Raw genomic sequence first — 12,160 nt, forward strand, 5'->3', positions numbered from 1 at the left:
TCGCCGGGTCCTCGATGGCGCCGGCCCCCTGGGTGAAGAACAGCCGCGCCTCGACGGTCTCGTCCCCGGTCGGTGCCCAAAGGTAGACCAGCGCCTCGCCCCGGTTGGACTCGCCGTGCCGGCGTAACAACCGGGCGTCGACGTGTGCACGGCGAACCGCCTCGACCGAGCGCAGCGGCAGGATCAGCTGTTCGACGCCGGTGTCGACCCAGAGCCGACCCTCCGCCAGGTCGTCGGCGTCCACCCCGATCATCGCCGCAAGATCCGCCGGCGTCGCGTCGACGGCGCGGGTGGTCGGCGCGACCGCAGTGGTCAGCACCCAGCGGGCACCGTTGATAGACACAGGAACCCGGCCGGCCGGCATACCGAGCACGACACTCTCGCGTCCCGACCGCAGGGACGAGACGACGTATGCGGTGCCGAGGGTCGGGTGGCCGGCGAACGGCAGCTCGTACTCCGGCGTGAAGATGCGCACGTCGGCGTCGACACCGTCACCGCCCGGCCCGGTGACGAACGTCGTCTCGGAGAGGTTGAGCTGACGTGCGATCGACTGCATCTGCACGTCGCTGACGTCGGCCGCATCCTCGAAGACGGCCAGCGGGTTGCCCGAGAACGGGTCGTCGCCAACGGTGAAGACGTTGACGATCCGGTAGGCGAGGTCCATGCGCCCACCCTGCCAGAGCGCCACCTCTACAGTGGCGACGTGACCAGCGTGCCGTCTCAGCCGCCCGAGCCCCAGGGCCACCTCGTCCTCCTGCGCCACGGTGAGACGGAGTGGTCGAAGTCCGGCCAGCACACGGGGTTGACCGACCTGCCGCTGCTGCCCGAGGGCGAGGAAGCGGCGCGGCGGGTGGCCCACCTCCTCTCGGGCTGGACCTTCGCGCGGGTCCTGGTGTCCCCGTTGCAGCGGGCCCGGCGCACCGCGGAGCTGGCCGGCGTGACCGAGTACGAGATCGACCCTCGCCTCAAGGAATGGGACTACGGCGGGTATGAAGGCCTGACCACTAAGGAGATTCGCTCGCGGGTCGGCTACATGTGGACGGTCTTCGAGAACGGCGTGGTGCCGGGCGACACCCCCGGCGAGACCGTCGAGTCGGTGGCTGCGCGGGCCGCGTCCGTGCTGTGGGACATCATGCCCACCCTCCAGGACAGCAACGTCGCGCTGGTCGCGCACGGGCACTACCTGCGGATCCTCGCCACGGTGTTCCTCCGCCAGGAGGTCCGGATGGGCGCCAAGCTGCTGCTCGACGCCGGGTCGATCAGCATCCTCGAATGGGAGCGTGAGCAGCCGGCGATCCGCACCTGGAACCAGCCCTCCCCCAAGGGCTGACGCGTCCTTCGGGGTCCCCGCGAAGTATCGGAGCGGAGCGGAGAACTTCGTGGGGTGGGTTCACCTCGTCCGGGTCCGCGGCGGTCGCACTACCGTGAGGTCCCACCGGCGCGGGGGCTCGACACTGACGGGGACGCCAGCAACAGCAGCAGCGGCAACGGGTTCGGGGTCGACGGGCCAGTCGATGGCCCCCGCCGGACCGAAGATCCCGTAGGACACGGCGTCCCCGGTGGTGAAGCGCGGGCCGTAGGCCACTCCCCCGCTACCCGCGGCGTCGAACGCCCGCGCCCAGGCCTGCGGCACCGCATACGGGACCATCGTCTCGAGCTCGCGAGTGACGCCGAACCTCGTGGCGGCCTGCGACTCGACGTCGGCGACGTCGCGCTCGTCGGGCAGGTGCAGCGTGGAGACGACGACGTCGTCGAGCAGCGACGCGGGGACGACCGGCTGCCCGCCGAGCACGGTGCCGAGCCGTTCGCGGACCGCGACGACGGCGGAGCTGGCGAGGTAGCAGGTCCCGCGCGGGTCCGGCAGGTCGAACCGGCCGCCTCCGTCACTGCCGAACCACCAGGGTCCGTATGCGGCGGTGTGGGCTCGCTGCAGCGCGTCACCGGGGGTGAGGTGTCGGGTCGGGAACCCGTCGAGCGGGACTGACGGCGGCAGCTGGGCGACGACCTCGCGGCTCATCGTGACCACCCGGACGCGTCGGCGGCGGCCACCGCGCGTACCCGGTCCACGGCATCCTTGGACGACCGGTGGACGACGAGGTAGTCGACGGCGCTGTCCCCGTCGAAGGCCGCGGTCGGCGTGGTGAGCCAGGTACCGATCGCCCAGCCGTCGGCGCCGGCACGCTTGAGGATGCCTACCGCGTCGACGACACCGGGGCGGACCTGCCCGTTGCGACCGAACTGGAGCACCGGGTACAGAAGGTGGCCGTCGGAGGTGCGGCAGGCCAGCAGCGTGCCGCGGCGCTCGCGGTCGGCCAACGCCTGGCGGGTCACACCGAGCCAGAGCATCAGGCCGGCCGTGTCGTAGAACGGCCCGATCGCGGTGTCCCAGGGGTGGACGCTCGGGAGTGCGGCAACCATCCGGGCGGCGAGGTCGTCGAGGGTGCCGAGCGAGCGGAGGCTGCGACCCTGCCGGGCGAGCTCGTCGGCCCGGTCGGCCAGCTGGAGCTCGACACGGTCCATCAGCTCGCCGATCGTGACGGCGTTCTTCTCGGTGATGGGGGCGACATGCTCGGTCATCGGTCGGACTCTCGGTCGAGGCATCTAACGTCAAGGGCGTCAAGGTGGACAGAGGTCCAGCGTATGCCCCGCTCCCGACACCGGGGCGCCACAGTGGTGCGGCGACGCTCGGAGACCGAGCGACGCCGCACCACTGTCGGGATCAGGCGACCTCGCGCAGGCTGCCGTCCTTGACGTCGTAGACGAACCCGCGGATGGCGTCCTTGGCCGGGATGAAGGGGTCGGCCTTGATCCGGGCGATGTTCTGGAGGACGTCCTCGTCGAGGTCGGTGAACGCCTCGGCGGCCCAGGTGGGCTTGATGCCGGTGTCCGCGTGGATCTGGGCGCGGAACCCGTCGTCGGTGAAGGTGAGCATCCCGCAGTCGGTGTGGTGGATGAGGATGATCCCGGTGGTGCCGAGCAGCCGCTGGCTGATGGCCAGGGACCGGAGCTCGTCGGGCGTCACGACTCCCCCGGCGTTGCGGATCACGTGGGCGTCGCCCTCGTGCAGGCCGAGCAGCCCGTAGACGTTGAGCCGTGCGTCCATGCACGCGACGACCGCGACGCCCTTGGCGGGCGGGAGGGGCAGGTCGCCCAGGGTGAACGTGGCGGCATACGCCTCGGCGTTGGACACGAGCTCGTCGGTGATGGTCATTCCATAACTCTATGTTCGGACCAACCTCACGCCAAGTTATGTATGACTAACGCCTCACGGGAACGGCCACGTGTGGACCGGCGCGTTGGCGTGCATGTTCTCGGCGTACGCCACAAGCATCTGCCGCAGCGCCTCGTGCCGGGTGAGGCCGCGCTCCTCCAGCCGCCGGGTGGTCTCGATCTGCCACGACGCGCCGTTGCGGCCGCTGAGGCAGCGCCCCTCGATGACCGACAGGTAGCGGTCGCGGACCTCCGGCGCCACGCCCCACTGGGTGAGGCCCTCGTGGGCCAGCGGCAGCAGGTGACGCAGGACGAGCTCGGTCACCGGAATCTCCCCGCGGCCGGGCCAGTAGAGCCGGGACTCGATCCCGTCGCGCGCGCCGCTGAAGAAGTTGTCCTCGGCCGCGACGAACGACATCCGGGTCCAGACCGGCCGCTCCTCCTGGGTCAGCATCCGCAGGGCCCCGTAGTAGAAGACCGCGTTGGCCATGACGTCGATGATGCTCGGGCCGGCCGGGAGGACGCGGTTCTCGACCCGCAGGTGCGGGCGGTCTCCGTGCGTGTCGTAGATGGGCCGGTTCCACCGGTAGACGGTCCCGTTGTGCAGCTTCAGCTCGGCGAGGGCCGGCACGCCCCCGGCCTCGAGGACCGCCTGCGGGTCCTCGTCGGACAGCTCCGGCAGCAGGGCCGGGAAGTAGCGGACGTTCTCCTCGAACAGGTCGAAGATCGAGGTCACCCAGCGCTCGCCGAAGAAGACGCGCGGGCGGACGCCCTGGTTCTTCAGCTCGACCGCCCGGGTGTCGGCGGCCTGGCTGAACAGCTCGATCCGGGTCTCGTGCCACAGCTGCTGCCCGAAGAAGTACGGGCTGTTCGCCCCGACGCCCAGCTGCGGACCCGCCAGCACCTGCGCCGCGTTCCAGTAGCTCGCAAAGTTGGACGGGTCGACCTGGAGGTGCAGCTGCATCGAGGTGCAGGCGGACTCGGGGGCGAGCGAGTCCGCATACCGGTCGAGCTTCTCGCCCGACGACCCCTCGATGTCGAGGTAGATGTCCTCGCCGCGGGCAGCAAGGACGGCGTCGTTGAGGGCCTGGTAGCGCGTGTTCGCGCTCATCCAGTCGCCCTCGAAGTGCTCGGGCATGACCGTCGGGAGGATCCCGATCATGAGGATGTGCGCGCCGACCTCGTTGGCCTTGCGCTCGGCCTCGTTGAGGGATGCGCGCAGGTCGTCCTCGAGGGACAGGGCGGTCGTGCCCTCCAACGTCGTGGGGGCGACGTTGAACTCGATGTTGTAGCGCGCCAGCTCGGTCTGGTAGTCGGCGTTCTCGATCGCCTCGAGGACTGTCGCGTTGTCGAGCTTGGGCTCGTACTCCTTGTCGACGAGGTTGAGCTCGATCTCCATACCGGTCATCTCACGGTCGGCGTCGAACTTGGCGTGTTGCAGCATCCGTTCGAACACGTCGAGGCTCAGGCGGACCTTCTCGCGGTACTTCTGGCGTTGTTCGCGGGAGAAGCTCGCGGCGCTGACCTCGGTTCCCATGCAGCGCAATGTATGCCCGCGGCCCGCCGCTCCGCGACGTCCGTCCACGACGTATCGCTCGGATCGGGAGGAAAGCCCTTAGGCCTCGCTTGACCGACGAACTAGGTTGGTAAGCATGGGCGACCACCGATTCGAGGGGATCCCGGCGATCCTCGTCGGGACCTGCAGAGAGCAGCGCGAGACTGTCGACGAGACGTTCCACGCGCGCTACGGGCACGACTACGACATCCACATCTTCGAGACGACCGAGGAGCTGCTGCTCTGTGCGGGCGAGCTGCGGCAGGACAACCACGGAATCGCCCTGGTGGCAACGGAGATGGTGCTGACCGACGGCGACGGCGTCGAGCTGCTGGACCGGGTCCACCAGATCGACGCCACCTCGCGACGGATCGTCCTGCTCTCTCCCGGCGCCTACTCCACCAACCTCCCCGCACTGCGCGGCATGCTGGCCGAGGGCCGACTGGACACCTGGCTGGGCATCCCCAGCGCGCCGCGGGACGAGGAGTTCCATGCGGCGATCGTCGAGATGCTCTCGGACTGGAGCTGGACGACCAACGCCATCGAGGTGGACGGCGTCCAGATCGTCGCGCCGATGAAGATGCCCGAGGTCGCGCGGATCGTCGACTACCTGCAGCGGATGGGCATCCCCCACCGGCGCTACCTCGTCGACTCGCCGCTCGGCCAGGAGGTCGTCGCGGCCGCCGGGCCTGACCCGCAGTTCCCGCTCGTCCGGACGCCGTCGAAGAAGGGCGCCGACTCGGACACCGTCGATCCCGCCGAGATCATGGGCAACCCGTCCCTGGCCGAGATGGCGGCCAAGATGTACGGCTCGGTCACCGACCTCGACCCGGACTTCGTCGCCGACCTCGTCGTCGTCGGCTCCGGACCGGCCGGGCTGGCGGCCGCGGTCTACGGCGCCTCCGAGGGGCTGGCCACGGTCGTCCTCGAGTCCGAGGCGATCGGCGGCCAGGCGGGGACCAGCTCGATGATCCGCAACTACCTGGGCTTCCCGCGCGGCATCTCGGGTATGCGGCTCGCCCAGCGGGCGCGGATGCAGGCGTTGCGGTTCGGGGCCCGCTTCTTCGTCGGTCTGCCGGTCCAGGCGCTGGAGCCCGGCCACGGCGACACTCCCCATACCCTCCGCCTGGAGGGTGGGAACAGCGTGCGCGGACGCACCGTCGTCATCGCGACCGGCGCCTCTTACCGGCGCATCGGGGTCGATGCCATCGAGGAGTTCGTCGGCCGGGGCGTGAACTACGGGGCCGCGACGAGCGTCGCCCGTGACCTGCGCGACCGCGAGGTCTACGTCGTCGGCGGCGGGAACTCGGCCGGCCAGGCGGCGGTCCACCTGGCCCGGTTCGCCAAGTCGGTCACGATGGTGATCCGTCGCGAGTCGCTGCTGTCCACGATGTCCTCCTACCTCGTGCGCGAGGTCGAGGCCAACCCGGTGATCAGCGTCCGGCCCTGCACCGAGGTCGTCGACGGTGGCGGCGAGCGTTGGCTTCAGTGGCTGACCCTGCGCAACCGCGAGGACGGCCACGAGGAGCGAGTCGAGGCGAGCGGGTTGATGCTGCTGCTCGGGGCCGACCCGTGCAGTGAGTGGCTGCCGGACGGGGTGGCGCGGGACGACAAGGACTTCGTCCTCACCGGGCGCGACGTACCGCCGGAGCTCTGGCAGGACGAGCTCCCGCCGGCCGCGCTCGCGACGACGATGCCCGGAGTCTTCGCCGTGGGCGACATCCGGCAGGCGTCGATGAAGCGGGTCGCGGCGGCGTCCGGCGAGGGTTCGGCCGTGGTCCCGCTGGTCCACGCCTACCTGGACCCGACCATCGCCTGACCCGGCGCTGCTGCGCGGGCGCCTGGGAACGCGCGTCGGTTCCGGGCCCTGTCGCCCGGCCGCCCTAGCCTCGGGAACGTGCGGCTGATCCACACCTCCGACTGGCACCTGGGACGCGCGTTCCACGGTGTGGGGATGCTGACCGCCCAGGCCCGCTACGTCGACCACCTCGTCGAGCTGGTCCGCACGGAGCGGGTCGACGCGGTCCTCGTCAGCGGCGACGTCTACGACCGCGCGCTGCCCAGTCCCGGGACCGTCGAGCTGCTCTCCGAGGCGGTGACCCGCATCGTGGACGTGGGGGCCCAGGTGGTGCTCTCGTCGGGCAACCACGACTCGGCCATCCGGCTGGGCTTCGCGGCCCGCCTCCTGGAGCGGGCCGGGTTGCACATCCGGACGTCCCTGGCCTTGGTCGGTTCGCCGGTGGTGGTCGACGGCACCGCGATCTACGCCCTCCCTTACCTCGAGCCGTCGACCTCGGCTGACCCCCTCGGCGCGACCGTCCGGAGCCATGCGGGCGTGCTGCGGGCCGCGATGGAGGGGGTGTCGGCCGACCTTCGGACCCGCCCTGGGCCGTCGGTGGTCATGGCTCACGCCTTCGTCACCGGTGGCGTCTCCTCCGACTCCGAGCGTGACATCTCGGTCGGCGGCGTCAGCGCGGTCCCGCCCAGCGTCTTCGACGGCGCGGACTACGTCGCGCTCGGGCACCTGCACGGGGCGCAGGCGGTCACCGAGCGGGTCCGCTACTCCGGGTCCCCCTACGCGATGTCGTTCGGCGAGCACGCGCATACCAAGGGCTCGTGGCTGGTGGAGCTCGACGAGAGCGGACTGGTCTCGTCCGAGCTCGTGGCGGCGCCGGTCGACCGGCCGTTGCGGGTGCTCCGCGGCGACCTCGACGACCTGCTCGCCGACCCGACGCTGGCCGCCGCAGAGGCCGCGTACTGCCAGGTCACCCTCACGGACTCGGTACGCCCGCTGGGCGCCATGGACCGGCTCCGGCAGCGCTTCCCGCACACCCTGGTGCTCGGGTTCGAACCGCGGGGCGGGGCGGTCTTGATCAGCTCGTACGCGGCGGCGCTCGGACGCCGGTCCGACGACCTCGACGTGTGCTGTGACTTCCTCGCCCACGTGCGGGGCGGGTACCCCGCGTCGACCGAGGAGCGGGCCTTGTTCGCTGAGGCCGTCGAGGCGTCGCGGGTCGAGCGTGCGGCTCGGCTGGACGAGCTCGGGGCGATGCTGCCCGGTCTGGGCGACGAGCTCTTCGCCCCGCGGACGGGGGTCGCGTGAGGCTGCACCGGCTCGACGTGACGGCGTTCGGGCCGTTCGCGGGCACGGTCACGGTCGACTTCGACGCGGTCGGGGCCAACGGGCTGTTCCTCATCCACGGTCCGACCGGGGCCGGCAAGACCAGCCTGCTCGATGCCGTGTGCTTCGCCCTGTATGCGGGGGTGCCCGGTGCGAGGCCGGGCGGCCGTGCGCTGCGCAGCGACCATGCGGGCCGCGACGCGGTCCCGGTGGTGCGGCTGGAGTTCGGCGTCGGGGTGCGGCGGTTCCGGGTGACGCGCTCGCCGGAGTTCCTGCGGCTGAAGAAGCGCGGCGACGGCTACACCAAGGCACCGGCAGCGGTGGTGCTCGAGGAGCACACCGGCGGCCGATGGCGTGGCGTCACGACCCGGGCCGACGAGGTCGGCGACATCGTCACCGAGGTTCTCGGGATGGGGCTGGCGCAGTTCAGCAAAGTGGTGCTGCTGCCGCAGGGCGAGTTCGCGGCCTTTCTGCGCGCCACGGCCGACGAGCGACGGACCCTGCTGGAGAAGTTGTTCGACATCTCGACCTACGCCGGCGTCGAGACCTGGCTGGTCGACCGGCGCCGCGAGCTGGCCGCCGCACTGACCGAGGAGGAGCAACGGCTGGCGACCGACCTCGCGCGGGCCGAGGACGTCCTGGGCGGCGTTCCCGGCGAGGTGCTGGGCGACGGTGTCGACTGGGGCTCGGTCTCGCCGGAGTCGCTATCCGCGCTGGTCGACGACGTCCAGGACCGGCTGGGCCGCCACGCCGTGACGTGCCTGGCCGCCTCCGGTGACGCCGAGAGCCAGGCGGCGGCGGCCCAGGCCGGCGCGGTACGCGCGACAGGAGTGGCCGACCGACAGCGACGCGGGCGGCTCGCGCGACAGACGATGGCGGCCTTCGAGGCGGACCCCGAGCGGTGGTCGACGCTGAACGCCACGGTGGATGGGGCGACGCGGGCCGCGGCGGTGTCAGGGGACCTGCGGGCGCTGGTCCGGGCCCGCTCCCGGGTGGACGGGGCGGCGGCTCGGGTCGTCGCGGCTCAGGAGCCGCTCGCTCGGTTCGGGGCAGCGGGCTGGACCCCGGCGACGGCGGCCGGCTGGTTGACGACCCTCGGCGAGCACGGTGTCGCCCTCGAGGAGGCGGCGGCGATCGAGCGACGGCTGGTGACCGACCGGGTCAGGCTGGGCGAGCTCGGCCGGTCGACGACGGCCGCTCGCACCGCCCTCGGTCAGCAGCGCGAGGCGCTGGCCCGGGCCACCACGACGGTCGAGCAGGCCGAGGCCGACGTTCGTGCCGGACAGGCGGCGACCGCTGCTCGCACGGCCGCGTCGGCTGACGCCGAGGCGTGGGCCGAGGTCCACCGCCTCGCCACCGACGTCGTCGCGGCGCGGGCCAGGTGCGCGACACTGCGGGAGCGCGCCCTGACGGTGCGCGAGGCCGAGCAGGACGCCCGGGAGGGCTTCCTCGCGGCCCAGCAGGCTCGGGTCGACGGGATGGCCGCCGAGCTCGCCGGACGGCTGACCGACGGCGAGCCGTGCGCGGTGTGCGGCTCCCGGGAGCACCCGGAGCCGACCGTTCCCGGAGCCGTGGAGACGACGGGCGCTGTGGTCGACGGCGCTGAAAGGCAGTGGCAGGCTGCGCGCTCGGTGACGACGGCAGTCCACGCGGAGCTGGCGGCGGCGGAGCAGCTCGTCACGACCCGGACCGCGGACCTGGAGAGCGCGATGGCGCGCCATCCGCAGGTGGTCCACACCGACCTCGACGCGCTGGCCAGGGGTGTGGCCGCCGCTCGGACAAGGTTGGACGAGACCGGGGCCGAGGTCGCCCGGCTCGGCGACGTGGATGCGCGGCTGGCGAGTGCGCATACCCTCCGGCAGTCATGCGTGCTCTCCGTCGACGAGCTGGAGCGGACCGCGGCGACAGCAGCCGGGACCGCGGCCGAGGTGCAGGAACGCGTCGACCAGCAGTCCGTGGCCCGGGCCACGCTGCTCGACGAGCACCAGCGGCTCTGTCCGTGCGCGACCGCGGCGGGCGAGGTGGCGGTCCCGGAGCACGAGCGGGTCCGGGTGGCGGCGATGGAGGTCCGCGACGCCTTGACGGCAGCGGCGGAGGTCCGGACCGACGCGGCTGCCGTCGAGGCCTCGGCGCGAGAAGCGCTGGAGCTCAACGGGTTCGAGTCGGTCGAGGCGGCGACCGCTGCGACGCTGGGCGGCCAGGACCTCGACGAGCTGCGGCGTCGGCTGCGCGACCTGGAGCAGCGGCGGGCGGCGGCGATGGCGACGCTGGCCGATACCGAGGTGGCGGCGTCGCTGGACGCGCCGGACGCCGACGTCGCGGCCGCGACTGCGACGGCCGACGCCGCGCGGGCGGCCTTGCGGCGGGCGCAGCACGCGCAGACCGGCGCGGAGGCCGCGGTGCGGACGTTCGGTCAGGTCCGCGAGTCGGTGCTGGCGCGTGTGGCCACGATCGGGCCGCTCGCGGCGCTGTCCGCCCAGGTGGGCGAGCTCGCCGACACGACGACGGGCATCGGCGGCCAGAACGCGCTGCGGATGAGGCTCACGGCGTTCGTCCTCGCGGCCCGGCTGGAGAAGGTCGCGGCGCTGGCCAACGAACGGCTGCGGGTGATGGGTGACGGTCGTTACCAGCTCGCCCACTCCGACGACCTGGCCGCGGGCGGACGGCGCAGCGGGCTGGGACTGGTCGTGCGCGACCAATGGACCGGTCAGGTGCGCGACACGGCGTCGCTCTCCGGCGGCGAGTCGTTCATGGCGTCGCTGGCGCTGGCCCTCGGGCTCGCCGACGCGGTCCGGGAGGAGGCGGGCGGGTTCGACCTCAACACGCTGTTCATCGATGAGGGGTTCGGCACCCTGGACGACGAGAGCCTGGAGCAGGTCATGGCAGTCCTCGACGGGCTGCGCGACGGTGGCCGGTGCGTGGGCGTGGTCAGCCACGTCAGCGACCTGCGGTCACGGGTGCCCGACCAGGTCCGCGTCGACAAGACCTCGACCGGGTCGAGCGTGACCATGCTCGGGCTCGACAACCCGGCGGCCTAGTCAGCCCACCACGGGCTCCCCTACTCACGGCGCGCAGGTTCTCGTCGCTCCGATGGTGAGGCAGACCGGTCAGGGCGCCCTCGGGTCGAGCGCCGCGACCAGTCGTTCGATGTCGGCCGGACCGACCCGGCAGCAGCCACCGAGGTAGGCCGCCCCCGCGTCGGCCCAGGACCTCGCCAGGTCGGCATCCACGCCGGGCGTACCAACCCACGCCCGCGCCCGGGCGTCCCACTCCCCGCCGCCGTTCGGATAGGCGACCGCCTTCTTCTTGCCGACCTCGACCGCCAGTCGGACGGCATCCAGGACCTGGTCGGCCGGGCAGCAGTTGACCCCGACGGCCACGACCGTCGTCGGCGCCGCGGCCGTGGCGAAGGCGTCGGTCAGCGGCTGGCCGGCGGCGGTACGACCGTCGCGGGCCGAGAACGAGAACCAGGTCGGCAGGTCGATGTCGTACAGCAGGTCGACGAGAACCTCGGCCTCGTCGATGTCCGGGATGGTCTCCACGGCGATCAGGTCCGGACCGGCCGAGGCCAGCAGCTCGAGGCGGGGCCCGTGGAAGTCGCGCAGCCGCGCGGCCGTGACGCCGTAGCGGCCGCGGTACTCCGAACCGTCCGCCAGGACCGCCCCGTAGGGCCCGATGGAGGCGGCGACCCAACGGTCCACCCCGTCGACGGCCAGCTCGTCCCGTACCTCGCGGGCTACCTCGATGCTGCGAATGAGCAGCGCCGACGCTTCGGCGGGAAGCAACCCCTGGTCGATGAACCCCGGGACGCTCGCCTGGTAGCTGGCGGCGGTCGCGACCTGGGCCCCCGCCCGGTAGTACCGCCGATGGACCTCGGCGACGGCCTCTGGAGCGTCCCTCAGCACTCGGGCGGTCCACAACGGGTCCGAGAGGTCGTGGCCCAGCCCCTCGAGGGCGTTGGACATCCCGCCGTCGAGGATCACCGGCTCCGGACCGCTCATCCCTCTAGTCTGCCGATCCGTGGGTTGCTTGACACCTGGTCGACCGCCATCCGGTCGGCTGCGCCAGCCGGCTGCTAGCGTCCCCCGCAATGGAGGGCAGGGACCTGGGACCTGGGTGAGTTCGCGGCTCGGCTGCGCGGCTTCCGGGACGGGGCGCTGACCCAGGAGGAGCTGGCCGAGCGGGCCGGGCTCACCACGAACGCCATCGGCGCGCTGGAGCGAGGGGAACGGCGCAGGCCGTACCCGCATACCTTCCGTGCTCTGGCCGATGCG

At 72.2% G+C, this 12,160-nt stretch carries 10 protein-coding genes and 1 pseudogene; 5 read left to right on the top strand and 6 right to left on the bottom strand.

Going from position 1 to position 12,160, the window contains the following annotated elements:
* Positions 1-664: PhzF family phenazine biosynthesis protein (locus tag VIG79_RS04740; protein ID WP_331882780.1), on the bottom strand; the 664-nt coding region annotated here is incomplete at its 3' end.
* 39 nt (positions 665-703) lie between these two features.
* Here VIG79_RS04740 and VIG79_RS04745 point away from each other — a divergent pair.
* Complete coding sequence (locus VIG79_RS04745) at positions 704-1,330, top strand: histidine phosphatase family protein (protein ID WP_331882782.1); 627 nt, start codon at positions 704-706, stop codon at positions 1,328-1,330.
* Positions 1,331-1,390: 60 nt separating this feature from the next.
* On the opposite strand, the gene VIG79_RS04750 is transcribed toward VIG79_RS04745, so the two are convergent.
* The 4 genes from VIG79_RS04750 to VIG79_RS04765 form a co-directional block, all read right to left on the bottom strand.
* On the bottom strand, positions 1,391-2,017 hold the full coding sequence (locus VIG79_RS04750; protein ID WP_331882784.1) for an RES family NAD+ phosphorylase: 627 nt from the start codon (positions 2,015-2,017) through the stop codon (positions 1,391-1,393).
* Complete coding sequence (locus VIG79_RS04755) at positions 2,014-2,577, bottom strand: hypothetical protein (RefSeq protein WP_331882787.1); 564 nt, start codon at positions 2,575-2,577, stop codon at positions 2,014-2,016. The genes VIG79_RS04750 and VIG79_RS04755 overlap by 4 nt, the downstream gene beginning before the upstream one ends.
* Before the next feature lie 142 nt (positions 2,578-2,719).
* The gene (locus VIG79_RS04760) at positions 2,720-3,211 is read right to left on the bottom strand and encodes a carbonic anhydrase (RefSeq protein ID WP_331882789.1); all 492 of its coding nucleotides are present in this window, start codon (positions 3,209-3,211) and stop codon (positions 2,720-2,722) included.
* 54 nt (positions 3,212-3,265) lie between these two features.
* Positions 3,266-4,747: a glutamate--cysteine ligase gene (locus VIG79_RS04765; RefSeq protein ID WP_331882792.1), complete on the bottom strand. Its 1,482-nt coding sequence runs from the start codon at positions 4,745-4,747 to the stop codon at positions 3,266-3,268.
* 115 nt (positions 4,748-4,862) lie between these two features.
* Here VIG79_RS04765 and VIG79_RS04770 point away from each other — a divergent pair, with 115 nt between their 5' ends.
* The 3 genes from VIG79_RS04770 (at position 4,863) to VIG79_RS04780 (ending at position 10,924) form a co-directional block, all read left to right on the top strand.
* Positions 4,863-6,584, top strand: a complete 1,722-nt coding sequence (locus VIG79_RS04770) for an FAD-dependent oxidoreductase (protein WP_331882795.1) — start codon at positions 4,863-4,865, stop codon at positions 6,582-6,584.
* Positions 6,585-6,662: 78 nt separating this feature from the next.
* Entirely contained in the window at positions 6,663-7,868 is a 1,206-nt protein-coding gene (locus VIG79_RS04775; protein ID WP_331882798.1) for an exonuclease SbcCD subunit D, read from the top strand.
* Positions 7,865-10,924 carry an AAA family ATPase gene (locus tag VIG79_RS04780; protein ID WP_331882801.1) on the top strand — a complete coding sequence of 1,020 codons (3,060 nt, stop codon included), beginning with the start codon at positions 7,865-7,867 and terminating at the stop codon, positions 10,922-10,924. The genes VIG79_RS04775 and VIG79_RS04780 overlap by 4 nt, the downstream gene beginning before the upstream one ends.
* Positions 10,925-10,993: 69 nt before the next feature.
* On the opposite strand, the gene mmuM is transcribed toward VIG79_RS04780, so the two are convergent.
* Complete coding sequence (gene mmuM, locus VIG79_RS04785; protein WP_331882804.1) at positions 10,994-11,887, bottom strand: homocysteine S-methyltransferase; 894 nt, start codon at positions 11,885-11,887, stop codon at positions 10,994-10,996.
* A gap of 171 nt (positions 11,888-12,058) precedes the next feature.
* Between mmuM and VIG79_RS19725 the strand changes: the two are divergent.
* A pseudogene (locus tag VIG79_RS19725) lies at positions 12,059-12,133 on the top strand (hypothetical protein); the annotation flags it as partial.
* Positions 12,134-12,160 lie beyond the last annotated feature (27 nt).

Source organism: Lapillicoccus sp. (assembly GCF_036559105.1).
Classification (GTDB): Bacteria; Actinomycetota; Actinomycetes; order Actinomycetales; family Dermatophilaceae; genus Lapillicoccus.

Excerpts from the sequence above, each read along its gene's own strand:
- VIG79_RS04750 (WP_331882784.1), bottom strand. The coding sequence starts at position 2,017 with ATGAGCCGCGAGGTCGTCGCCCAGCTGCCGCCGTCAGTCCCGCTCGAC.
- VIG79_RS04755 (WP_331882787.1), bottom strand. The coding sequence starts at position 2,577 with ATGACCGAGCATGTCGCCCCCATCACCGAGAAGAACGCCGTCACGATC.
- VIG79_RS04760 (WP_331882789.1), bottom strand. The coding sequence starts at position 3,211 with ATGACCATCACCGACGAGCTCGTGTCCAACGCCGAGGCGTATGCCGCC.
- VIG79_RS04765 (WP_331882792.1), bottom strand. The coding sequence starts at position 4,747 with ATGGGAACCGAGGTCAGCGCCGCGAGCTTCTCCCGCGAACAACGCCAG.
- VIG79_RS04770 (WP_331882795.1), top strand. The coding sequence starts at position 4,863 with ATGGGCGACCACCGATTCGAGGGGATCCCGGCGATCCTCGTCGGGACC.
- mmuM (WP_331882804.1), bottom strand. The coding sequence starts at position 11,887 with ATGAGCGGTCCGGAGCCGGTGATCCTCGACGGCGGGATGTCCAACGCC.